This is a genomic window from Streptomyces sp. NPDC018019 (assembly GCF_044327805.1).
Classification (GTDB): Bacteria; Actinomycetota; Actinomycetes; order Streptomycetales; family Streptomycetaceae; genus Streptomyces.
In genome coordinates, this window is the sequence record NZ_JBIRGD010000045.1 from 1 (window position 1) to 23992 (window position 23992).

Here is a 23992-nt window from a genome sequence, read left to right on the forward strand (position 1 = left end):
CCTTCGCCGGCCCGCCGCCGGGGCACCCGGGCCACCGGGGGGGGGGGGGGGGGGGGGGGGGGGGGGGGGGGGGGGGCGGGGGGGGCCGGGGGGGGGGGGGGGGGGCCCGCCCCCCGGCCCCGACACCGTTGGAGCCGGGACAGCACAGATCTCTGAGTGACGCAGGTCACTCGGCTCGACCGTCACAAACGCAAGGCGGGCTCCATCCCGTGTGTGGACTGATCGCACTATGGGAGGCACACATGCAGGTCCTGGTGGTGGGAGCCGGCTACGCGGGGACGATCGCGGCGAACCGGCTGGCCAAACGGGTCAAGAGGGTGCAGGCGGCGGAGATCACGGTGATCAACCCGCGTCCGGACTTCGTGGAGCGGGTGCGGCTGCACGAGCAGGTCGCCGGCACCGGAGCCGCGGCCACCCCGCTGGCGTCGATGCTGCGGGAAGGTGTCACAACGCGCAGGGGAACCGTCGACAAGATCGGCGACGGCCAGGTCACCCTCGACGACGGTGCGAGTCTCGGCTTCGACTACCTGTTCCTCGCGGTGGGCAGCACGGTCGCCCCTTTGCCGGCCACCGTTCCGGTGGGGACCTGGGAGGGTGCGGAGGAGGCGCGGGCCGCGCTGGCCGAGCTGTCCGGCGGGCAGACGGTCACCGTCATCGGTAGCGGCCTGACGGGCATCGAGACGGCGTCCGAGATCGCTTTCGGCCGGCCCGACCTCCGCGTACGCATCGTCGGGCGGACGATCGCCGCGAGTCTGTCGGCAGGTGCGCGCAAGCGCGTGCGCAGCGGCCTGGACCGCTTGGGCGTGGAGGTCGTGGAGGATGCCGTCGCGCGGATCGACCCGGGCGTCGGCGCGGGAGGAGCCGATGTGGTGCATCTCCGTGCACGCTCGCCGTTCACCTCGGACCTCACGCTGTGGGCCGTCATCGGGAGCGTGCCCGACCTGGCTGCCCGCAGCGGGCTCGAGGTGGATGCCGACGGACGTACGGTGGTCGATGCCTATCTGCGCAGCGTGACCGACCCGCGGATCTTCGCCGTCGGTGACTGCGCGGCGGTTCCCGGTTCCCGTGCGGCCTGCGCGACGGCCATGCCTCAGGGCGCACACGCGGCGGATACGCTGGCGCGGATGATCCGAGGCCGTGAGCCCGAGCCGTACTCCATGGGGTACGTCGGACAGGCGTTGAGCCTGGGCCGGAGCGACGGGTTGTTGCAGTCCAGCCGCCGGAACGACACCGTACGGCGGCTCTACTTCGCCGGGCGCGCCGCGGCGGTGGCCAAGGAGCGCGTCTGCCGCTATGCGAAGTTCAGCACCCGAACCGCCGCCTACGCCTGGCTGCGGGGTTCGAAGTGACCGAGCGGCCGGATTCCGCGGACGAGTTCACCAGGCACCGGGCCCTGCTGTTCTCGATCGCCTACGAAATTCTCGGATCGGTGGCCGACGCCGAAGACGTCCTCCAGGACAGCTATCTGCGGTGGCGGTCGGTGGATCAAACCTCGGTGGAGAACACGCGGGCCTATCTGGCGCGGATCGTCACCCGGCAGGCGCTCGGTGTGCTGCGGTCGGCCGTGCGCCGCCGGGAGCAGTACGTGGGGCCGTGGCTGCCCGAGCCGCTGGTGACCGAAGCTGTCGGTGACGCGCCCGACGGCATCGACCACGTACTCACCGGCGAGGCCGTGACCACCGCGATGCTGCTGGTTCTGGAGGCGCTGCCTCCTACCCAGCGTGCGGTGTTCGTGTTGCGTGAGGTTTTCGGCTTCGACTACGCGGAGATCGCCGCCGCGGTGGGCAAGTCCGAGGCTGCGGTACGGCAGCTGAACCAGCGCGCCCGCACCAGTGTGCGTGCAAGGCGGCACACCGCGGTCGCCTCCCCTGCTGAGGCGCGGCCGGTCGCCGAACGGTTCCTGACGGCGGCGGCGACCGGTGACGTCCAGGGCCTGATGGACCTGCTCGCGCCCGATGTGGTGTTCCTGTCGGACGGCGGCGGCGTCGTGAGCGCGGTACGCCGCCCGGTGGCCGGGCCGGACAAGGTGGCCAGGCTGCTTCTCGGGCTCCTGGACAAGGGCGCCCGCATGGGCGAACTCGACATCCGCACCGGTGCTTACAACGGGATGCCCGCGGTCGCGGTGCTCATCGACGGCGTACTCGACCAGGTCACCTCGGTCGAGATCCGCGACGGTGTCGTGACGGCCGTCTACTGCGTACGCAATCCGGAGAAGCTCCGGGCGGTCACCGTGTGATCGGCGCGCCTTCGAGGTCCTGGAGGCGCTTGAGGCACTCCCGACGAGCGCGCCGGAGTGCCATCGCGGTGGGTCTGTTTTACGAGGGTGGCGTCCTGGACGAGGACGTCGCCCTCGTAGGAGCCGGCCATGGCCCCGCGCACAGCCCCGCCCATCAGATGTAGACGAGGCGGACCACAGTGACCGTCAGGACCGCGGCGCTGACGTAGTAGCGCACCACCACTCCGCTGGCGACGGCTTCGCGTCGGTCCCCGTCGTCCTTGACCGCGGTGGAACCGTGTCCGTACGGATCGGCGGCCAGGCGTTGCATCCCGTTGTCGAAGGCGACCCGTAACGCGCGGGGCATGGCGCGGCGGGCCTGGTCGGCAGGCGGGGCGTACTGGAGTCGGTAGCGGCTCACGCCACCTCCGAACCGGGTGTGCCGGCGTCGGTGGCGCCGATGTCCTCGCCGCGGGCCAAGCGCTCGAAGAGTTCTTCGTCCTCTTGGTCGGCGTCGGTGCCGACCAGCGCCCAGCGCACCAGCGCGGTGGGGAGTTCGCCGGCCGGGACGTGCTCGATGTGGCGGTCGAACTCTGCGGCCCGGACATCGTCCAGGCGGGCGCGGACGGCCGCGATGGTGCCGGGCAGTTCCACGATCTCACCGCCGATGACGGTCTTGAGGGTGGCGTCCACAGGAGGGCCTCCTTCCTGCCGTGTACGGTACGCCGCCACGCCGGTGACAGGGCCGCCATCGCCGAACGAGGCCGGCGGAACCCGTCGCGCCCTTGCCATCGTGCCCCGCCGAGTGCCTCTCCCGAGATCGCTTACCTCTCACCTCGCCGGCCGGCTCCGGAAGCGGGATCACCGGTTTGCGCCACGCGCCGAAAACAGTCCGAGCCCTCGGGCCATATCCGGCCAAACCCCGCACCACTCCCCCGCGAATGCGCGGATCAGACCCGTCAAGCCATTCCGGCGAAGTGACGGAGGCGCGTCGCTGTCGCGATCGGGCGCGTACGGACGGCAGCGAAAAGCCCTTCTTCATGCCGGTTTGCTCCGGGCAGCGGCCGGTCGGCGACTGCCCGGAGTCCGGGAGAAGTGGCGTGTTAACGACGGCTGTTGAGCGTACGAAAGCGCCGGAAATCAGTAATCCTTTTCGGACGGCAATGCCGCTGTCTTTCCCCACCCCATGTCCCGCCCTGCCTCGCATTGGAGCGTTGATGCCTTCCCCCGGCGGTCTGCGTGAGTCCCGGGTGCTCCGGATGCCCGGAGTCTTCGCCGGGCCGGTGTCGCGCTGCCTCGCAATGGGCCATCAGGCCCGTGTCGGCGGCCGTTCTCCAGCTGACAGGACGGACCGCTGATGGTGCAGTTCCATCCGGCCGGCCGCGACATCGCCCTTTACGCGGCGGTGCAGGACGTCAAGGCGGGCCATTGGATGCGGATGCGGCGGGTGCTCGCCCAGACGGGGACTTGGCGGGAGTGGACCGCTCGTACGCAGGTGCTGGGCGTGTTCGCCGCCCGGCGCAACGTGGTCGAGCTGTGGCTGCGGGAAGAACCGCAGAGCATCGCCGCGCAGGTGATGTACGCCAGGGTGACCACCGAACGGACACTGGACGCTCATCGCAGCAGACAGTCCGTGAAGGACTCCCGGCGGGTACGGCACTTGAATGAGCTGGCGGACAGGGCCCGGCAGGCATGCGGCAGGGCGGACGAGCTGAATCCCGACGACCCGGTGGCCCCTATCTGTTTTCTGGGGCTGGCCGAAACAGACACGACCGGGCGCTTTCCCGAGCATCGCCTGGCCCCGCCACCGCCGGATTATCTGCTGCCTGCGGGACCGTGGGGGCTGCTGTCAGCGGCCCACCGGCGCGATCCGTTCAGCCGCGAGGCGTGGCACCGCATGCTCCGGGTGCTCCAGGCCGGCCCGGGATCGGCACATCTCAGCCGCCGGGCGGTCGCGATGGATTTCGCCCGCTGGTCGGTTTCCAAGGCGCCGCTCGGCTCGCCGTTGCTTCTTCTGCCTCTGTACGCCCATATGGAGGACTACCGTGCGCGGCGGAGCAGCGGCGTGGTCAGGCCCAACCTGTGGTGGACCAATGAATCCGTCATGCCGGCAGTCAAGAAGGCTTTCGAGGACTGGTTCGGCCGCTGCGACCCGGCCACCAGCTCTCCGACCGACCTGAACTACCTGGCGCACGCGCTGGCGGCGGGCCGTTTTCGGGACGAGGCCGCAACCGTATTCCAGGCCATCGGCGACTTCGCCACTCCGGCCCCGTGGCAGTACGTCACGCGTCATCCGGGCCAGTGGCGAGAGGAATTCGAGAGGACTCGCAGCGTCTGTCTGAGACGGGTCCGGCCGCCGAGCCCGGGAAGACGCCCGTGAATATCTGCCGACTCCGCGGCCGGGGGCCACCGGGCTCGCCCGCCGGCATCCCACCTGTTCCCTTCCCGCCCCGTCCCCTTCCCTTTTGGCCCTTCCCGTGCGGAGCTTCCCGATGCGTATTTCGACACATGGACGACACCAGCGGTCCGAGCCGCTGGACGACGACGAGCGCCTGCTCAAGGCACTCGGTTACACCCAGCAACTGCACCGGCGCATGGGCGCTTTCGGTAACTTTTCCGCTTCCCTGTCGGTCATCTCCATCATGTCCGGGACCCTGCTGCTTTTCGGCTACGGCCTGAACAGCGGCGGGCCCGCCGTGGTGATGTGGGGGTGGCTCGCCGTCGGGCCGCTGGTGCTGTGCCTGGCGGCGGCGCTGGCCGAGATCACCTCCCGCTATCCCACCAGCGGCGGCCTGTACTACATGGCACGCCAGCTCGGCGGTGAGCGGTGGAGCTGGTACACCGGCTGGCTCAATCTCCTCGGCTTGCTCGGCGGGATAGCGGCCCAGGACTACGGCATCGCCACCTTCACCGCGGCCTGGGCGAATCTGCAGTTCGGCTACGTGCCGACCCCGGGCTCGCTGCTGGCCGTGTACGCGGTGATCCTCGCACTGCACGCCGTGCTCAATCTCGCCGGTACCCGGCTGATGAACGTCCTGACATCCCTGAGCGCGTGGTGGCATCTGGCAGGGGCCGTCGTCATCATCGGCGCCCTGACGCTCCTGCCCTCCCACCACCAGCCCGCCGGCTTCGTGTTCTCCGAGTTCACCAACAACACCGGCTGGTCCAGCCCCACGTACGTGGTCCTGTTGGGCATGCTGCTGCCGGTCTTCGCCTTGGCCGGTTACGACACTTCGGCCCATCTGAGTGAGGAGACCAGCCGGGCTTCCGTCGCCGCGGCGCGCGGCATCGTCCGCTCGGTGGCGGTGTCCTGGATAGCCGGCGGCATTCTGCTGGCCGCGTTGCTGTTCGCCGTGCAGGACTACGCCGCGACGCTGGGCAGCCGCACGGGGGTGCCCGTGGCGCAGATCTTCCTGGACGCGCTCGGGGTGGCGACGGCGAAGACCTTGCTGCTGGTGATCATCGTGGCCCAGTTCCTGTGCGGCTACACCGTGACCGCCTCCGCCAGCCGGATGATCTACGCGTTCGCCCGGGACGGCGCCCTGCCCGGTTCGTCGCGCTGGCAGAAGGTCAGCCGCCGTACCGCCGTACCGGCCAACGCCGTCTGGCTCGCGGTCGGTGTCGCCTTCCTGCTCGCCCTGCCGTCCCTGTATTCCGCCACGGCGTTCTCGGCGGTGACCGCGATCTCCGTCGTGGGCTTCACCCCGGCCTACGCCATCCCCGTGCTGCTGCGGCTGCGCCACCGCGAACGGTTCACCCCGGGGCCTTGGCACCTGGGCCGCTGGAGCCGGCCGATCGGCTGGGTGGCGGTGCTGTGGGCGGCCGGGGTGACGTTGCTGTTCCTGCTGCCGCAGTCCAGTCCGGTCACCGCCACGAGCTTCAACTACACGCCCGTCGCCGTGGTGGTGGCCCTCGTCCTGGCCGCGCTGTGGTGGCGCATCGGGCGCCGTTCCTATGGTGTGCCACGCTCCGGTACGACGAACGCCCACGACCAGATCGAAGAGGCCGAAGGCATCATCTGATGGCAGCAGAACCGTGGGGCGCACGTAGAGTTCCCCCTGTCCCAAAGGCGCCCCGGTCGTCCCCACCTGCTCAGCAGTCCCGCCGCTCTCAACACCTCATGGAGGTACGGTGACTCGTCCCACGGAATCCGTCGAATCAATGGAGCAGCTCGCCGAGAGCTGGCGTGTCATGGCGCTCGACCGCGATGCGGACGCGGATGTACGGGACCTCCCGGGCATCGCCGTCCGCTGGGCCGACTGCCGATTCGCGTTCTGGAACTGCCTCACCCTGACCGACGTGGACGCGGGAGCGGAACTCGTCGGGCAGCGTCTGCACCAGGCAGCGGCCATCATGCGCTCGAAGGAGCACCCCGGCTTCCTGTGGCTCTTCGAGGACCTCCTCGACGACGGGGCCCGCGCCACGTTCAGGACGGCGGCCGAGCAGGCGGGCCTCCAGTACGCCTTCCCCGGTACGGGCATGGCCGGAGACCTGCTCCCGATCCCCGACCCGTCCCACCCCGACCTGACGTTCGCGCGGGTGACCACTGATGAGCAGTTGCTCGCCTACGCGGACCTCAACTCATGCGCCTACGGATTCCCTCTGGAGGACGGCCGCGACGGTCTCGCCGGATCGGCACTCTGGAAGAACGAGGTGTACGCCTACCTGGCGTTGCGAGGTGACGTACCGGTGGCGTGCGCCGCTACGGTCGGAGTACGGGGCCGCCTCTTCGTCATTCTCGTCGCCACCGACCCGCAGTGGCAGCGCAGGGGCTACGGCGAGGCGGTCACACGCAAGGCACTGTACGAGGGCGCCCGGGCCACCGGGCTGACCCGCGCCACGTTGCACGCGACCGTCGCCGGGGCGCCCGTATATCCGCGTATCGGCTTCAAACCGAACACACCGATCCACTTCTACGGCTTGCAGGGCTGAGCCTCTGCGTCACGGAGTGAGGGCACGGCGCCTGCCATGCCGTCGTACGGGCCGCGGCGGTCATGCCACCGACTGGGCGGCAGCAGCTTCCGGGGACCGCGAGACGGCCGCCTTGTGCGCCAGCGCGGCGAGGGTCAGGAGCGCGGCAAGTCCGGCTGCGGCAGAAGCCGGGAGGGGTGGCAGGAGCGTGCCGCGCAGTACGTCGGGGAAAGGCAGTGCGGAAATGAGGCCGCTGCTCAGCAGATGCAGTGCAACCGCCGCCGCAGCTACTGCGGCACCCGCGGCCAAGGGGATAACGGTGGCCTTGATGAACAGCCCAGCCGCCAGCAGGACGCACAGAGCGGGCAGACCGATGGCCACGATCATTGTCACGAGTGGAGAACTGCCGCGGAGCCCCAACGGAATATGTGCCGCTCCGCACACGAGCAATCCTGCCCCGGCGATCCGTGGGAGCCATGCTTCCGCGGCGAAATGACGGGTTTTTGCGTCCCGCTGCTCCGCGTGGCCGTCACTGCTGTCCATCAGTGTCGCGGTCTGCTCGCACGTCTCGGCGGCAGAGGACTCCGTCCGCTCTGCCATCAGCGTGTTGATGAGCTGAACGAGTTCCTCCACCGTGCGACGTCCCGCCGCCGTACGTGTTGTCTCCGAGCCGGAGCGCGTGGCATGCGGCGGCTTGTGCAGCAGCGTCATGAGGTGGCTGACTTCGGCGATGGGCCGCTGCTCCGCTGCTGTGCACAAGAGCCGGTCGGCGCCGTCGTACGGCCGGGGCGGCTGCGTCAGCAGATGTACCAATTGGGCCACCTCGTACACCGGCAGCTCGGTCGCAGCCGTCCGCAGCGCCTCGTCGGCAGCGCCCTTTCCGTGCGGGGACTGCTCCAGCAAATCGATAAGGCGCGCGACTGTGTGCAAGGGCTGACAAGTGACAGCCGTATGCACCAATTCACTCACCGGGTCCGCATAGCCTACAGGTGGTACTTCTTCCGCGTCTGGCCTCATTGGCTTCCCCTCTGATCGCGAGAAGACCGGTCACGTGATTGCTCATTTCTTGAATGTGCACCCGAGCAAGGAACAGTTCTAGTTCATGATCGGGTTGCCTGCGACTTTTACGGGGCTCATGGGGGCGGCTCCGCCATGCCCAGCCACTCGGCCCGTGAGGATGTAGACGGCCTCCGCCATGGCGGTGGGTGCGCCCCGCCGGCCGCCGCGGTGGCCGTCACCCCGGCGTGACGGGTCACGAATGGTCATCCGGCGTGCGCCCCGGCGCGTTCTGCACGTCACACGCGCACCGATTTCACCGAGCGATAGTTCACGCACTCGAAAGCACGTATCGTTCTTCATGTATTGGTTGACGTGTGTCAGTCGATGGGGCAGCCTGGCTGAATACGGGGCAGATGAGCCGAACAGGAAGAGGAAGGCCATGCTGGAGCCTGCGCGCTGGGCACCCCCTTTCACCGAGCTGGACGCCGAACGCGTCATCAGCCGCACCAGGGCGCCGACAGCGTCCGGGTCGTACCGGCTGTCCATCGAGGTCACCCCGCACGGCGATCGCACCGACGTCGCGATCCGGGGAGAGCTCGACCTGGACGCCGACCGGCACATCGAACCGGGCCTGCATGCGGCCCTCGACCATTCCGTCCACGGCCTCGACTTCCGTCTCGACGGCGTGCACTTCTGCGACTGCGCCGGGCTGGGCACGCTGCTGCACCTGCGCACCCGGGCCCTGGACCAGGACAAGACCGTCGCCCTCCGCACCAGCAGCCACGCCGTCGACCGGATCCTGCACCTCACCGGCACCCGCCACCTGTTCACCGCCGCGAACCCGGCCGACGGGGATGCCGCACCCGCTCCGCCCGACAGCCGGGTCCCGCAGCAGGACAGTGATCAGCAGCTGCGTACGGAGGTGGCTCAACTGCGCCAGGCCATGGAGACCCGCCCGGTCATCGATCTGGCCCGCGGCATCCTGATGGCCACCTTCGCCCTGAGCCCCGAGGCGGCCTGGAATGTCCTGGTGGCCACCTCTCAGAACACCAACACCAAACTGCGCCGCCTCGCCCAGAACCTGGTCGAGAACCCCCACGAGAACAAACTGTCCGAAGCGCTCCAGCAGCAACTGCTGACCGCCATCGCCGGCGGCGGTGCCGCTGCGTCGACCAAGGCGCGAACGCCCTCCCGGTGCGGCACCGTGCCCAGGCAGCGCACCGCACCGCCCGGCGAATAACGGCCGGGCAACGCAGCCGGCGCCGTCGTCGCGCAGGCCCGGATGGCCCATAGCCCGGCCGCATCTCGCTGTCAGGGTGACTGTGCACACCCCGCCGGGCGGGTCGAGCGGGTCCGGGTGACCGTGGTGCCCGGGCCGTCGGGAATGTCAGTGGTGGCTGCCATGCTGGCGGCATGATCCCTTGGAATCTGCTCGATCTCGACCGGGCCCTGCGGGCCAGTTGGGCTGCCGACACCTGCTCGCCCGACGACCAGGCCGACTGGCGGCCGGGCAACCCGGCCTGGGGGCACTGCGACATCACGTCCCTGGTCGTCAACGATGTCTTCGGCGGTGACCTGATGGTCGGCGAGGTGCATCTGGACGGGTCCCAGCACGGCTTCCACTGGTGGAACCGGCTGCCCAGTGGAGTGGAACTGGACCTGACACGCGAGCAGTTCAAGCATGGCCAGGCCGTCACGGCTGCCCGTGTCGTCACGCGCCCGCGCGGCCCGCTGCCGCGCCGCTGGGAGGAGTACATACTCCTGCGCGAGCGCGTGACCGAGCTCCTCGGCTCGCTTCCGGAGCCCGTCTGAGATCACGCGGCGCAGTGGCTCACGGCTCCTGCGGGTCTTCGAGGAATGCGGTGACGAGGGCGTGGGGCGCGTTGTCGCCGAAGAGGAACTCATGGAGCCGGGTTCCTTCGGCGGCGGCTTCGGCGCCGCGGGGGAACATGGCCTGCTCGTACTCGGCGAGGGCGGCTTCGACGTCGCCGGGGTGGGCGGCGAGGGCCTTGCCGAGTTCGGCGCCGTCGAGCATGGCCAGGTTGGCGCCTTCGCCGTTCGGTGCCGAGAGGTGGGCGGCGTCGCCGAGCAGGGTCACGCCCGGTACGCGGTCCCACCGGTGCCCGGCCGGCAGGGCGTAGAGGGGACGCAGGACCGGCGCGGTGTCACTGTCGGTGATCAGGGCGGTGAGCTCGGGGGCCCAGCCTTCGAACTCCCGCGCGATCCGTGCGGCGGCCGCGGCGGCATCGGTGAAATCGATGGCGGCGAACCAGTCCTGCGGCTCGGTGAGCGCCACATAGGTGTGCAGGGTGTCGCCCCTTTCCCGGTGCGCCTGGATGCCCTTGCCCGGCGCGAGTGCGAACAGCGACCCGCCGCCGACCGCCTTCGCGGTGGCCGGGTGCCGGGTGTCGCCGTCGAACAGGTAGGTCTCGACGAACGACCGGCCGATGTACTCGGGTGTGGCGTCGGAGAGCAGCGGCCGGACCCGTGACCACGCGCCGTCCGCGCCGACCAGCAGGCTCGTGGCGACGGTGGTGCCGTCGGCGAAGGTCACCTCGTGGCGGCCCCCGCCGAGGGCGCGGACGCCGCCGGCCTTGTGGCCCCAGCGGACGGTGCCGGACGGGAGCGAGTCGAGCAGGATCTGCCGCAGCTCGCCGCGCTGCACCTCGGGACGTCCGCCGGTCCCGTCGTCGGCCCTGTCGAACAGGACGCTTCCGTCCCGGTCGAGGACCCGTATCGCCTGGCGGCCCTCCAGGATGAGGTGCCGGAACGCGTCGGTCAGGCCGGCTGCCTCAAGGGCCGGCTGGCCGTTGTAGTCGTGGATGTCGAGCATTCCGCCCTGTGAGCGCGCGGCCGGGGAGGGCTCCGCCTCGTAGACCGTGGCCGGGATGCCGTGGAGGTGCAGGACGCGGGCCAGGGTCAGCCCGCCGAGCCCGGCGCCGATGATCGTGACGTCAGTGGTCATGGTGGTTCCTCGCGTGTCCCGTGCCTGCCGGGTGGGCCCCGGCAGGCTCTCTGGAACAGTGCCGGACCCCGCCGACATCCTGCTGATACCGGGTCGGCAGTCCCTGACACGCGGCTGACAGGTCCCCGGTACGTGGCCGACATGACCGACGCCGTCCTCGGCCGCGAGGAACTCGTCCTGATCACAGCCGGGCCGGCGGGCGGGCCCGTCCCGGCCACAGGACGAGTCCCGCTTCGCGCCCCGGTGTCAACGCCCTCCGTCCATCAGCCGGAACAGTTCCTCGTCGCTGGCCGACGTGAGATCCAGAGCCGCACCGGAGTCGGCGTCCGAATCGCCGCCGCTTCCCGCGGTCACCGCCTTCAGCCGTGCCGCCGTCTCCTCGGAGACCTCCGCACCGGCTGCGAGCAGGGACTCCAGCTCGGCGACGACCGAGGCCACATCGCGGGCGGGGGCGGCCGGGCGCGCGAGCCGTTCGCGCACGAGGCGGACGACGGCGTGCGGCGTGGGGTGGTCGTACACGAGGGTGGCGGGGAGGCGCAGGTCCGTGGCCTCGATGAGGCGGTTGCGCAGTTCGACGGCGCTCACCGAGGTGACGCCCAGTTCCTTGAACGTGTGGCCGGCCTCCGCGTCGCGCAGCTCCCGGCCGCCGAGCACGGCCGAGGTCTCGGCGAGGACCAGGGCCAGGACGCAGGCGTTCTGTTCGGCGTCTTCGAGCGTGGCGAGGCGGGCGCCCAGGCTCCCGGGTTCCTCGGCGGCGGGCTGCCCGGCCGCGGCGTCCGGCGCGGCGGCCGTGACGGCCGCGCCCGCCGGAGCCGGTGCCAGCCAGAACCGCCGCCGCTGGAACGCGTACGTCGGCAGGGCCACGGGGCGGGCTCCGGGAAGCACCGCGTCCCAGTCGACGGCGGTGCCATGGGCGTGCACCCGGGCGACCGCGGTGAGCAGGGCGTCCCGCTCCGGGACCCCGGTCCGCAGGCTCGGCACCACGGCGGCCCCGGACCCCGGGTCCGCCGACTCCAGGCACTCGTCGATCATCGGGGTGAGCACCGGCTCGGCCCCCAGCTCCAGGAAGCCGGTGCCGCGCTCGTCCAGCACCCGGTCGATCGCGTCCTTGAAGCGTACGGACTGCCGTACGTGCCGTACCCAGTGCTCCGGGTCGCGCACCTCCTCGCCGGTCAGCGGGCGGCCGGTGACGGTGGAGACGAGGGGGACGGCGGGCGCGGCGTAGGCCAGGGTGCGGACGACCGCGCGGAACTCCTCCAGCATGGGGTCCATCAGCGGCGAGTGGGGCGCGGTGCTCACCAGGAGCCTGCGGGACTTGTGCCCGGCGGCGGAGAGCCGGTCCGTGAGCGCGGCGAGCGGGGCCTCGGCGCCCGAGAGGACGAGGGAGTGCGGCCCGTTGACGGCCGCGATCGACACCGTGTCGGTCAGTTCCGTCAGCCACGGGGCCACCTCGTCCTCCGTGATGCGTACCGCCACCATCGCACCGCCGGGCGGCAGCGCGCCCATCAGCCTGCTCCGGGCCGCCACCAGGGTGCCCGCGTCCTGGAGAGAGAGCACGCCCGTCACATGCGCGGCGGAGATCTCGCCGACCGAGTGGCCCACCAGGTGGTCCGGGACCACGCCCCAGGACTCGAACAGCCGGTACAGGGCGACCTGCACGGCGAACAGCGCGGGCTGCGTGTAGGTGGTCTCGTCGAGCAGGGCCGCCTCCTCGGAGCCGGGAGCCGCCCACATCACCGAGGTCAGGGGCCGCGGGAGCAGGGGATCCAGGGCGGCGCACACGTCCCGCAGCGCCTGTCCGAAGACGGGAAACGCCTCGGCCGCCGCCCGGCCCATGCCGTTGCGCTGGCTGCCCTGGCCGGAGAAGACGAAGGCCAGCCCGCCCGGCGCGGCGTCGTGCAGGGTGGCACCGGCGGCCCGCTCGCCGTTTCCGAACTGCGCTGTGGCGGCGAGCAGTTGCGCACGGCCAGGACCGCTGATGACGGCCCGGTGCCGGTGCAGGGTACGGGTGGTGGCCAGGGCGTGGGCGACATCCTGAGCGCGCAGGCCGGGGACGGTGGCCACGTGCTCGGCCAGGCGCTGCGCCTGCGCGCGCAGCGCCGTCCGGCTGCGGGCGGACAGCACCCAGGGCACGGCGGTGTCGTCGGCCGGTCCCGAGGCGTCGGCCGTCCCGGACGCACCCGCCGCCCCTTCCGTCTCTCCGCCGGGCGCCTCCTCCAGGATGACGTGGGCGTTGGTCCCGGTGAGGCCGAAGGAGGACACCCCTGCCCGTCGCGCGCGTCCGCTCTCGCGTGGCCAGGGCCGGGGCTCGGTCAGCAGCCGTACCGCTCCGGCGGACCAGTTCACCTTGGCCGAGGGGGCGTCCACGTGCAGTGTGCCGGGCAGGACGCCGTGGCGCAGCGCGAGCACCGTCTTGATGACGCCGGCGACCCCGGCGGCGGCCTGTGTGTGTCCGATGTTCGACTTCACCGACCCCAGCCACAAGGGCCGCTCTCGGGGCCGCTCCTGGCCGTAGGTGGCCAGCAGGGCCTGGGCCTCGATGGGGTCGCCGAGCGGCGTGCCGGTGCCGTGGCCTTCCACGGCGTCCACGTCCCGCGGTGTCAGCCCGGCGTCGGCCAGTGCCTGGCGGATGACGCGCTGCTGTGCGGGTCCGCTCGGTGCGGTGAGTCCGTTGGAGGCGCCGTCCTGGTTCACGGCGGAGCCCCGTACGAGCGCCAGTACAGGGTGTCCGTTGCGCCGGGCGTCGCTCAGCCGCTCCAGCAGCAGCAGGCCCGCGCCCTCCGACCACGCGGAGCCGTTCGCGGCGTCCGCGTACGCCATGGCCCGGGCCTCGGGGGACAGCGCGCGCAGCCGGGAGAAGTGCGCGAAGGGCGCCGGGGTCGCCATGACGGTGACGCCGCCGGCCAGCGCCAGGTCGGTCTCGCCCGACCGCAGGGACCGGCAGGCCAGGTGCAGGGCGACGAGGGAGGACGAGGAGGCGGTGTCGACCGTCAGGGCGGGGCCTTCGAGCCCGTAGGTGTACGCGATGCGCCCCGAGACCGCGCTGCCGGCGGTTCCGGTGATGAGCATGCTCTCCCACGCGCTGGGCGCGGCGGACGCGGCGGCGTAGCCGCGGTCCATCGCGCCCGTGAACACGCCGGTACGGGTTCCCTTCAGGGACGCCGGGTCGATGCCCGCCCGTTCGAAGGTCTCCCAGGCCGCCTCCAGGAGCAGTCGCTGCTGCGGGTCGGTCGCCGTCGCCTCCTGGTCGGACAGGCCGAAGAATCCCGCGTCGAAGTCGCCCGCGTCGTGCAGGAAACCGCCTTCGCGCGCGTAGGAGGTGCCCGGTCGGTCGGGGTCCTCGTCGAAGAGCCGGTCCAGGTCCCAGCCGCGGTCGTCCGGGAAGCCGGACATCGCGTCGGTCCCGTCGGTGAGCAGGTCCCACAGGGCGTCGGGGGAATCGGCGCCGCCCGGCAGCCGGCAGGCCATGCCGACGATGGCCACCGGGTCGGCGTCGTCCGCCGGAGCCCGCCACGGCTCCTTCACGGACGGCTCCTCCTGTCCGGACAGTACGTGCGCGACGGCCCGCGGAGTGGGGAAGTCGAAGGCCAGCGTGACCGGGAGCGGCAGCCCGGTCTCTTCCCGCAGCAGGTTCCGCAGGCGCACCGCGAGGACGGAGTCGAGGCCGAGCCGGCGGAAGTCCGTGTCCGGGGAGAAGGGGGTGGCCGGAGCGCCGTCCCCGAGCACGTGGCCGACGCAGTCGCGGACGAGTTCCAGCGCCTCCTCGGCCGTGTCCGGCGGGACCGCGCCGGGACGGGCCGGAACGGACACCGGCGCGAGGCCGGTGAGCAGCCATTTGAGCGCCCGGCGGTCGAGCTTTCCGGCGGCGGTGAGGGGCAGTTCGCGTACGGTGACCAGTTCGAGGGGGATCTTGTGGTCGGCGAGTCCCAGCCGGCGCAGGAAGGCGGTGACCTCGCTCAGGCCGATCGTACGGTCCGCGTGGCCGGTGACGACCAGGCACGGGTATTCACCGAGCCGGTCGTCGGGTGCGCCGGCCACGGCCAGCGGGCCCAGGCCCGCGAGGCCCGCGAGCAGCGCCTCGACCTCGGTGCCGGAGAACGTCCGGCCGCCGGTGGTGATCTGCTCGGCCGCCCGGCCGTGCAGCACCACCACGCCGTCCGCGCCGAGGGCCGCGACGTCGCCGGTGCGCAGCCAGCCGTCCTCGGTGAGGGCCGACCGGGTCAGCTCCGGCTCGCGGAAGTAGCCGCGGAACAGCCCCGGGCCCCGGTACTGGAGTTCGCCCCGCTCCCCCGCCGCGCACAGCTCACCGTCCTCGTCGACGACCCGTACGTCCACGCCCTCGACCGGCGTCCCCACACTGCCGTCGGGGTCGCCGGTCCGGGTGCGGGTGCCGGTGCCGATCTCGGACATCCCCCACACCGCGACCAGGTCGCAGTCGAGGGCGGCGCGCACCTGTGCGGCGAGCGCGGGCGCGATGGCGGCCCCCGCGGTACGCACCTGGTGTGGTGTGAAGCCCGCAGGTTCGTGTGTTCTGGCCAGCCGTCCGATGGCGTCCCGCAGTTGGGCGGGGACGGCGAAGACGACGCGGGGGTCGTGCTGACGGGCCAGTTCCAGGAAGCGGTCCGTGTCCCAGCCGGTGAGCAGGACCTGCCCGCAGGCGGCGAACAGCGCCGCGTGCAGGGCCTGGAGGCCGAACAGGTGGGTCATCGGGCAGGCCGTGAGGACCGTACCGGCGAAGGCGTCGGCGGCCTCGGCGGTGACGGCCGCGGTGTTCGACAGCAGGCCGTCGTGGCTGTGCACACACAGCTTGGGCCGCGCCGAGGTCGTCCCGGAGGAGGGGATCAGGGCGAGCGGCATATCGGGAGTGACGTCGACCGGCTGGGGCTCGCTGCCCGTCCAGGCCGTCAGCAGCCCGTCCAGCGATCCGATCTCCGGGGCCCCGCGTTCTCCCTCCGGCGTCCCGGCCAGCAGCACGCCGCGGAGCGAGGGCACGCTCTTCAGGAGCGAACGGGCCGTCGCGGCACCCTCGTCCCCGGAGGCTGTCAGGACGAGCAGCACGGGTTCCGTCCGGGTCAGCAGCGCCTGGAGTTCCAGGGCCGTGGTGTCCTGGTGGACGGGGAGCAGCACCGCTCCGACGGCCGCGACGGCCAGGTGCAGGGTGGCGAACTCCCAGCAGTTCGGCAGCCGGGCGGCGACCACGTCGCCGGGCGCGACCCCCGACTCCTGTAGGCCACGTGCCAGCGCGTCGACGTCCGCCCGCCAGCGCGCCCATGTCCACGAGCGGTCCCCGTCGACTAGGGCCACCGTGTCGGGGGCGGCCGCCACGGCGGACGCGAACACTTCGGGGAGCGTGTGGCCTCCCGGTACGGCGGTCGCGTCGGCGGGCGCACCGATCACATAGTCGTCTGCGTGGACGGGCACCATCACTCCCGGATGTCGATCGCTTGCTTCGGTCACGGGGATCCGGCAGTGGATCGCCCGGGGCGGGCGTCAGCCCTCGTGTACGGTGATCGCCCTGGACGGGCACAGGGCGCCCGCGATCCGGGCCCTGGACTCCTCGTCGGCGCCGGGCTCGGCGAGGAGGGTGACGATGCCGTCCTCGTCCTGGTCGAAGACCGCCGGCGCGGACAGCACGCACTGGCCGGCGCCCACGCAGCGCTCCGAGTCGATGGTGATACGCATGCCGTTGTCTCTCCTGCGATGGATCGGGGCCGCCGGACGGCCGGAGGCACGCCGGGCGGACGGGTCAGAGGCTTTTCTTCGACGGGACGGCGCCTACCAGCGGACGGGGAGCTCTTCCAGGCCGTAGAGCACGCCGTCGTACTTGATGCTCAGGCCCTCGACGGGCACGGCGAGCCGGAGGCCGGGGATGCGCTCGAAGAGCTTCCGGTAGGCGATCTCCATCTCGGCGCGCACCAGGTTCTGTCCCAGGCACTGATGGATGCCGTAGCCGAACGCCACGTGGTGGCGGGCGCTCCTGGAGGGGTCGAACATGTGGGGGCACTCGAAGGCACTCGTATCGTGGTTGGCCGCGGCGACCAGGGGCACGATGCCCTCGCCCGCCTTGATGAGCTGCCCGGCGATCTCCACGTCCTCGACGGCCACCCGCAGGGACACGATGTCGGCGACCGAGTGGTAGCGCAGCGTCTCCTCCACGGCCCGGTCGTCACCGATCCACTGGGGGTTCATCAGCAGGGTGACCACGCCGAGCGAGATGTTGTTGGCCGTGGTCTCGTGGCCGGCGATGAGCAGCAGCATCAGTACGCCCGACAGCTCGTGCGGGGCGATCGTGCCGGCGGCCAGCAGCCGGCTGATGAGGTCGTCGCCCGGCCACTTGCCCTTGATGTCCACCAGCCGCTTGATGTAGCGCAGCAGCTCCTTGACCGCGGTCTCGCGCTGCTCGTCGGTCGAGGCGCGGAGCGATACCAGGGTGCGGGTCCTGGACTCGAAGAAGTCCCGGTCCGAGGGCGGCACGCCGAGCAGCGACGAGATCACCAGGGAGGGGACGGGCAGCGCGTAGTCGGCGACGAGGTCGGCGGAGTCGCCCGCGGCCAGCATGGCGTCCAGGCGCTCCTCCACCGTGCGCTCGATCGCCGGGCGCAGCCCGCGGATGCGCCGGACGGTGAACTCGGGGATGAGGGCCTTGCGGAACCGGTCGTGCTCGGGCGAGTCCAGTCCCACGAACCAGCCCGGGATCTGCTCCTGGGTGGGCACGCCCACCGTGCCGACGTTGGGGAACCCCTTGTGCGCGGGGTTGGAGCTGATCCTGGGGTCGGTCAGTGCGGTGCGCACGTCCTCGTGCCGGGTGATCAGCCAGGCCCGGGCGCCGTTGGGCAGGCGGGAGAGGACCAGCCCCTCCCGGTCCCGGTAGTCGGCGTAGTCGGGCGGCGGGAAGGGCACGCCGGGTTTGCGTACGGGGAAGTCGACCACCATCGGGTCCGATTGCGTCATCGACGGAATTCCTCTCTGGGGCGGGGCCGGTCAGCCGACGCCGTAGAACGCGCGGATCCTGCCGATGATGAAGTCCTGGTCGGCAGGGGTCAGATCGGTGTGCGTGGGCAGGTACAGCCCGTCCTCGGCGAATGCACTGGCCTTGAGCGCGGGCCAGTCGGGGTGGAAATACATGGGCTGCCGGCTCATCGGCTTGAAGAAGAGCCGGGTTTCGATGGAGTGCCCGGCCAGGAACGTCTGCAGTTCCGCCCGGCGCTCGGCCCTGAGGTCGTACATCCACAGCACGTCCCGCGGCGGCATCAGCGTGATGCCGGGGACATCGGCCAGCCCCTCGTCGTAGCGCTTCTCTATTCCACGGCGTACTTCGAGAATCTCGTCGAGCCGTTCGGCCTGCGCCAGCGCGACGGCGGCCTGCATGGCCGTCATCCGGTAGTTGTAGGCCACCTTCTTGTGCAGGAAACTGTGGTCCTTGGTGAAGGCCATGGCCCGCAGATGCGCCAGCTGTCCTGCCAGCTTCGGGTCGTCGGTGAGGCAGATGCCCCCCTCGCCCGCCGTGATGATTTTGTTGGCGAACAGCGAATAGCAGGCGATGTCCCCCACCGGCCGGACGCCGTGGGCCTCGGCGCTGTCCTCCACGACCTTCACGTTGTACTGGAACGCGATATCCATGATCGCGTCCATGTCGCAGCGCCGCCCGTAGATGTGGACGGGCATGATGACCTTCGTCCGCGGCGTGATCTTCTCTTCGATACGGGAGACGTCGATATTGAGGTCGTCACCGCAGTCGACGAACACGGGTGTCGCGCCGGTGTAGGTGACCGCCCACGCGGAAGCCACCATCGTGAACTCGGGAACGATCACCTCGTCGCCCGGCCCGACCCCCAGGGCCCGCAGCGCCAGCGTCAGCGCGGCCGTCCCGGACGAACAGGCCACGCCGTGCGCGACCGCGTTGTACTCCGCGAAGGACCGCTCGAACCGCTGGACCATCGGCCCCTGTGAGGATATCCAGCCGTCCTCGACCGTGGCGGTCAGGTATTCCAGCTCTCTGCCGCCCAGCGCGGGCCGGGACACGGGATACTTGAACGACATCCGTTACCTCATCCTCCTCGTACGTGCACAGGCCTCGTCGGTGTTCACGCGCTCTGGCGTCCCGGCGCCTTCTCCAGGGCCGGCAGCCCGAGAATCAGGTCGGCGGCGGAGGCCCGCCCGCCCGCCGCCCGCTGGAGCGCGCCGAGGCGCTTGGCGTTCTCGGTGAAGGAGGGGGTCTCCAGCACCCGGGTCAGCTTGTCGACCACGTCGTCGACGTCGAGGGACCGCGGCCGGTCGAGGGTCAGGCTGATGCCGAAGTCCCGGCCGCGTACGGCCTGGTCGTAGCAGTCCACCCACAGCGGCCGCACGACCAGCGGCTTGCCGAAATAGACGCCCTCGTTGTAGCCGTTGCCGCCGGCGTGCGTGAAGAACACCTTCACGTTCGGGTGCGCAAGCACGTCCAGCTGTGAGGGAACCCAGCTCTCGATCCGCAGGTTGCCCGGCAGCGACTCCACCGGCGGCAGCAGGTGCTGCTGTTCCGAGGGCAGCTTCCACAGCACCTGATGGCGCCCCTCAAGGCGCCGGGCCACCTCCACCATCGAGGCGACCTGTTCCCGCGTCAGCCGGGTGATCGTCCCGAATCCCGCGTACACCACCGACGACTGGGCGTCCAGCCAGGACGACAGCTCGTCGTCGTCCGGCGCCTCCGGCAGCGGTGGCACCATCGCCCCGACCAGCCGCATGTTCTGCGGGGTCCGGTGCGGATAGTCCAGCTCGGCGATCGAATTGCACAGCACCAGCTCGGCGTTCTCGATACGCGCCATCTGGCTGATCGGCCCCAGCCCGAGCTCCTTTCGCCGCCGGGTGTCCTCCGCCACCACCTTGCTCATCCTCGGCGACATGAAGAGCGCCAGCGTCCGCCACTTGAACAGCTGATTCTGGATCTGCTGCACCGGTGACATCCGCAGCGGCAGTCCGGTGTGCGGTACGGGGAAGCCCCACGGGGTGTACCGCTTCCCGAACGGTGTGAACGCGGTCAGTACATTGCTCGGCGCGAACGGCACGCTCAGCACGAACGGGATCTTCCGCGAGATGGCCAGTTCGATCGCGAATCCGCTGATGCAGTCGATGACCATCAGCGCCGGCCGGACCTCGTCGACGACGGCCGCGAGCTTCTCGAACTTCGCCTTCTGCGCGGCGGGCACGAACGACTGCCGGATCACCGCGCGGTGCGCCTTGAACCGCGACGACTGGGTGATCTCCCGGTAGACCTCGTCGTTCCAGGTCACGGCCGACAGTTCGGAGACGACCTCGCCCAGCGAGCCGAACTCCACCGGGGATCCGACCGAGATCTTCTTCACGTCCGCACGCCGCGGCTCGTCGGTGGCGAACCAGAGATCCGGCACATTCCGGCGGGAGAGTTCCTCGGCGAGGACGAGCAGCGGGTTGGCCAGCCCGCTCTCCGGGAGGCTGACGAAGAGGATCGGCCGTCGGGCGGAGTCCATGGATTCCCTTTCAGCGGTGACAGGCGGGGTCCGGCGAACGCACCCCTGTGCGGATCGACTGGCCGCACCCCACTTTGATCTCATGCCGCTCACCGGAAAATCCTTAGAGCCTGTGTCTGAACCCCGGTCGGATCAGCGCACGTCGTCTGGTGCGTGCGATCGCAAGGCGCCGGAATGGCCTCGTAGCGGAGCTACTAGGGCGTTCCGGCAACGCAGCGAGCGTGCGTGCCAGGCGGCGGGCGCCCGGCCGGGGTTCAGTCACAGGCTCCTAGAGCCTGTGCTGCCGGACGTCTTCGGCGATGACGCGTTCGGCGTTGCGCTCGGCCAGGGCCGTGATGGTGACGAAGGGGTTGACGCCGATGGAGCCCGGGATCAGCGCGCCGTCGGTGACGTAGAGGTTCCGGTAGCCGGCCACGCGCCCGTAGAGGTCGGTGGCCTTGCCCAGGACGCAGCCGCCGAGCGGGTGGTAGCTGAAGTCGTCGGAGAAGTTCTTCACCCGCGGGCCGAACAGGTCGTAGCGGTACATCGTCGCGTTGGCCTTGTTGATGCGGTCGAAGAGCGACGTCGCGGCCTCGACGGCGGGGGTGTTCTGGTCCCTGGTCCAGCGCAGCGCGGCCCGGTCGGTGGCCTTGTCGTACACGAAGGTGCCGCGCTCGGGGTTCTTGGTGATCGCCAGGTAGAGGCTGACCCAGGTCTCCAGGCCGGCCGGCATCGGGGCGATCTCCGCGAAGACCGGGGCGGCGGGGTTGTCCCAGTCGTCGATGCCCAGGGCGGGGATGGCGGACTGGTGGGCGCCGGTGGGGTTCCAGATGTGGTTGGCCCGGCCGGTCATGACGTTGCCGTTGGGGCCCCAGCCGGCGCCGACCGCGTCGTTGAGGTCGGGCAGCGCGCCGGTGTCGCGGGCCCGTACCAGCAGTTCCGTGGAGCCGAGGCTGCCGGCGCCGAGGAACAGGTGACGGCAGGCGATCTCCTTGCGCTCCAGGGTCCTGCCGTCGGCGCCGGTCCGGTCCACGGACAGTACGTAGCTGCCGTCCGGCTGCTGCCGGACCGCCGTGACCCGGTGCAGCGTCTCGATGGTGACCTTGCCGGTGCCGAGCGCGGCGGCCAGGTAGGTCTTGTCCAGGCTCTGCTTGCCGTGGTTGTTGCCGTAGATGACCTCGCCCGCCAGCGCGGACCTGGGCGCCTCACCGGCCGCTTCCCGCCGCATGTGGCCGAAGTCGTAGACATTGGGCACGAAGGTGGTGCGGAGGCCCGCCTTGCCGGCCTGTTCGCGGGAGACCCGGGCGAACTTGTACCACTCCGTCTCCTCGAACCAGCCCTGGTCGATGTGGTTCACCTTGAGCATGGAGTTGGCGCGCGGGAAGTACCGGCCGTACATCTCGGCGGCGTCCACCCGCGGGAGGACCTCCTCGAAGTACGAGCGCTTCGGTACGACGGCCATGCCGCCGTTGACCAGCGAACCGCCGCCGACGCCCCGCCCCACGTACACCGACATCTCGTCGAAGTGCACCCGGTCCAGCACGCCCGCGTACGGGTCGATGTCCCGGTTGATCACGTCCAGCCACAGGAAGGACCCGAGCGGAGCTTCGGTGCGCGACGCGAACCAGCTGGACCGGCGGTCGGGTTCGAGCATGCCGCAGAAAACCTTGCCGTCGTCGCCCGGCTTGTTCCACAACCGGCCCATTTCCAGCATGAGCGTCGGAATTCCCGCCTCGCCGAGGCGCAGCGCGGAGACGGCGGCGCCGTAACCGGTGCCGATCACCACGGCCGGTACGAACGCGCCGCTGTCGGCCCGTGGGCTCGCCTTGCCGGCGGCCGCGGCGCGCGGGGCGGCGGAGATCGTGGTCATTCCGGTGACGGCGGCGCCGCCGAGGGCGGCCAGCCCCAGCAGACGGCGCCGTGACAGATGCTCTTGTTTGGACACGCTGGTGATACCCGACCTTCGCCGACAGGAATGGTCCCCGCAGGGCTGGCGCGCGGGCCGTCGCGAGGGGAATCGCGGGCGGGCCTTGCCGATCGGCCCCGGCCGCCGCGCACCACCAGCTTGATCACGAAAGACTGGGGGAACTGCCAGAGGTGGGCGGGCCGCCCCGGCCGGCGGGGTACGGCGCCCAACCCTAGGGTTTTCGGGACATGCCGAGCCGTACGGTCCCGCTATGAACTCCCATTCCACGGCGGCGGTGCTGACCGCCCGCCGCATCGCCGTGTCGTTCGTGGCCACCGTGTCGGCAGTGGGCGTCACCGCGCCCCTCGCCGCCGCCGATCCCCTGGTCGTGCCCAACGGAGCGGGCCAGCACGCGCCGCGGACACCGTCCGTCGCGCACGAGATCCTCTTCACCGACGCCACGGTGACCCAGCAGAAGGACGGCTCCTTCACCGTGTCCTGGAAGGCGCCCGGCGTCGGCTCGGTGACCGTCTACGCCGACGGCAGGCCCGTGGCGCACGGCGGGTCGAAGGCCACCGTCACCGTGCGCGGCCTGCCCGCCGCCGACCGCCAGTGGTTCCGCCTCGTACCCGACCGGGGCGACCCCCTCACCCTCGCCGACCGCTCGCTGCACCTGGAGGGCGCCGCCAACTTCCGTGACGCGGGTGGCTACCGCACCACCGACGGCCGGTGGGTGAAGATGGGCGTGCTGTACCGCACCAACAGCCTGCACGCGCTCACCGACGCCGATCTGGGCAAGCTCCAGCGCCTCGGCATCCGTACGGATTTCGACCTGCGCACGCCGGGTGAGCGCGCCAAGAACCCGGACCGCGTGCCCGCGGGCGCGCGCTATGTCGTTGCCGACGTGATCGGCCAGAACGACCCCGGTGAACTTCCCCCCACCCCCGAAGCCTCCGTACAGAAGCAGCTCGAAGGCTACCGCTGGGTCGTCTCCAGGCCCTCCGCGATCTCGGCGTACCACGCGCTGTTCGGCTACGCGGCCGACCCCGGCTCCTACGGGCTGGCCTACCACTGCGAGTCCGGCAAGGACCGTACGGGCTGGGCCAGCGCCGCCCTGCTCACGGCCCTCGGCGTGGACCGCGACACGGTCATGCGCGACTACCTGGCCAGCAACGACTACCTCGCCGCGGACAACGCGGCCAAGCTCGCCGAGCAGCCGCCCGAGGTCGCCGCCCGCCTCAAGCCGATCCTGGACACCAGGGCCGAGTATCTGAACGCGGCCTTCGACGAGGTCAAGGCCCGCTTCGGCAGCTTCGACGGCTATCTGCGGGACGGACTGGGCCTGAGCGCGCGGGACCTGGCGCGGCTGCGGGAAGCGCTGCTCACCGACTGACCGGTCCGCCGGCCGACGCGACGGCCTGTACGACCCCGTTGGGGCGTACAGGCCGTCGTCGCGTTCCGGGGCGTGTGGTGCGGCTGTGGTGTCCCGGGGCCGTCTCGTGCCGCACAGCGCGGTGCGCCGCCGAATGGTT

General features: G+C 71.0%; 18 protein-coding genes. 8 read left to right on the forward strand and 10 right to left on the reverse strand.

All coding sequences use genetic code 11. The annotated features are described in order from the left end of the window. Positions 1-209: 209 nt before the first annotated feature. Together ACH4FX_RS40260 and ACH4FX_RS40265 are read left to right on the forward strand one after the other, a co-directional pair. A complete protein-coding gene (locus ACH4FX_RS40260) occupies positions 210-1349 on the forward strand; it encodes an NAD(P)/FAD-dependent oxidoreductase (RefSeq protein ID WP_398486523.1) in 1140 nt (379 codons plus the stop codon). After that, entirely contained in the window at positions 1346-2236 is an 891-nt protein-coding gene (locus ACH4FX_RS40265) for an RNA polymerase sigma-70 factor (protein WP_398486524.1), read from the forward strand. The genes ACH4FX_RS40260 and ACH4FX_RS40265 overlap by 4 nt, the downstream gene beginning before the upstream one ends. A gap of 154 nt (positions 2237-2390) precedes the next feature. Here ACH4FX_RS40265 and ACH4FX_RS40270 read toward each other — a convergent pair whose 3' ends face one another. Continuing rightward, a complete protein-coding gene (locus tag ACH4FX_RS40270; protein ID WP_398486558.1) occupies positions 2391-2582 on the reverse strand; it encodes a hypothetical protein in 192 nt (63 codons plus the stop codon). 50 nt (positions 2583-2632) lie between these two features. Next, the gene (locus tag ACH4FX_RS40275; protein WP_398486526.1) at positions 2633-2908 is read right to left on the reverse strand and encodes a hypothetical protein; all 276 of its coding nucleotides are present in this window, start codon (positions 2906-2908) and stop codon (positions 2633-2635) included. A gap of 664 nt (positions 2909-3572) precedes the next feature. Here ACH4FX_RS40275 and ACH4FX_RS40280 point away from each other — a divergent pair. The 3 genes from ACH4FX_RS40280 (at position 3573) to ACH4FX_RS40290 (ending at position 7147) form a co-directional block, all read left to right on the forward strand. Continuing rightward, on the forward strand, positions 3573-4595 hold the full coding sequence (locus tag ACH4FX_RS40280; protein WP_398486528.1) for a hypothetical protein: 1023 nt from the start codon (positions 3573-3575) through the stop codon (positions 4593-4595). 112 nt (positions 4596-4707) lie between these two features. Next, the gene (locus ACH4FX_RS40285) at positions 4708-6237 is read left to right on the forward strand and encodes an amino acid permease (RefSeq protein WP_398486530.1); all 1530 of its coding nucleotides are present in this window, start codon (positions 4708-4710) and stop codon (positions 6235-6237) included. A gap of 109 nt (positions 6238-6346) precedes the next feature. Continuing rightward, entirely contained in the window at positions 6347-7147 is an 801-nt protein-coding gene (locus tag ACH4FX_RS40290; protein WP_398486532.1) for a GNAT family N-acetyltransferase, read from the forward strand. Positions 7148-7207: 60 nt separating this feature from the next. Here ACH4FX_RS40290 and ACH4FX_RS40295 read toward each other — a convergent pair whose 3' ends face one another. After that, complete coding sequence (locus ACH4FX_RS40295; protein WP_398486534.1) at positions 7208-8095, reverse strand: hypothetical protein; 888 nt, start codon at positions 8093-8095, stop codon at positions 7208-7210. A 469-nt stretch (positions 8096-8564) separates the two neighbouring features. On the opposite strand from ACH4FX_RS40295, the gene ACH4FX_RS40300 reads away from it, so the two are divergent. Further along, a complete protein-coding gene (locus ACH4FX_RS40300) occupies positions 8565-9365 on the forward strand; it encodes an ANTAR domain-containing protein (protein ID WP_398486536.1) in 801 nt (266 codons plus the stop codon). Between the two features lie 173 nt (positions 9366-9538). After that, entirely contained in the window at positions 9539-9937 is a 399-nt protein-coding gene (locus ACH4FX_RS40305) for a hypothetical protein (RefSeq protein ID WP_398486538.1), read from the forward strand. Positions 9938-9956: 19 nt separating this feature from the next. Here the strand turns inward: ACH4FX_RS40305 and ACH4FX_RS40310 are convergent, their stop codons facing one another. The 7 genes from ACH4FX_RS40310 to ACH4FX_RS40340 all read right to left on the reverse strand — a co-directional run bounded on the left by ACH4FX_RS40310 (position 9957) and on the right by ACH4FX_RS40340 (position 22424). Then, positions 9957-11090, reverse strand: coding sequence for an FAD-dependent oxidoreductase (locus ACH4FX_RS40310; protein ID WP_398486540.1), 1134 nt, complete (start codon positions 11088-11090; stop codon positions 9957-9959). 246 nt (positions 11091-11336) lie between these two features. Next, entirely contained in the window at positions 11337-16514 is a 5178-nt protein-coding gene (locus ACH4FX_RS40315) for a beta-ketoacyl synthase N-terminal-like domain-containing protein (RefSeq protein ID WP_398486542.1), read from the reverse strand. A gap of 66 nt (positions 16515-16580) precedes the next feature. Next, entirely contained in the window at positions 16581-16772 is a 192-nt protein-coding gene (locus ACH4FX_RS40320; RefSeq protein ID WP_398486544.1) for a ferredoxin, read from the reverse strand. Positions 16773-16865: 93 nt separating this feature from the next. Next, positions 16866-18041, reverse strand: coding sequence for a cytochrome P450 (locus tag ACH4FX_RS40325; RefSeq protein ID WP_398486546.1), 1176 nt, complete (start codon positions 18039-18041; stop codon positions 16866-16868). 30 nt (positions 18042-18071) lie between these two features. Beyond that, a complete protein-coding gene (locus ACH4FX_RS40330; RefSeq protein ID WP_398486548.1) occupies positions 18072-19130 on the reverse strand; it encodes a DegT/DnrJ/EryC1/StrS family aminotransferase in 1059 nt (352 codons plus the stop codon). A gap of 44 nt (positions 19131-19174) precedes the next feature. Continuing rightward, positions 19175-20575: a glycosyltransferase gene (locus tag ACH4FX_RS40335; protein WP_398486550.1), complete on the reverse strand. Its 1401-nt coding sequence runs from the start codon at positions 20573-20575 to the stop codon at positions 19175-19177. A 268-nt stretch (positions 20576-20843) separates the two neighbouring features. Continuing rightward, entirely contained in the window at positions 20844-22424 is a 1581-nt protein-coding gene (locus ACH4FX_RS40340; RefSeq protein ID WP_398486560.1) for a GMC oxidoreductase, read from the reverse strand. Positions 22425-22731: 307 nt separating this feature from the next. Here ACH4FX_RS40340 and ACH4FX_RS40345 point away from each other — a divergent pair, with 307 nt between their 5' ends. Further along, positions 22732-23853: a tyrosine-protein phosphatase gene (locus ACH4FX_RS40345; RefSeq protein ID WP_398486552.1), complete on the forward strand. Its 1122-nt coding sequence runs from the start codon at positions 22732-22734 to the stop codon at positions 23851-23853. Positions 23854-23992: the final 139 nt, after the last annotated feature.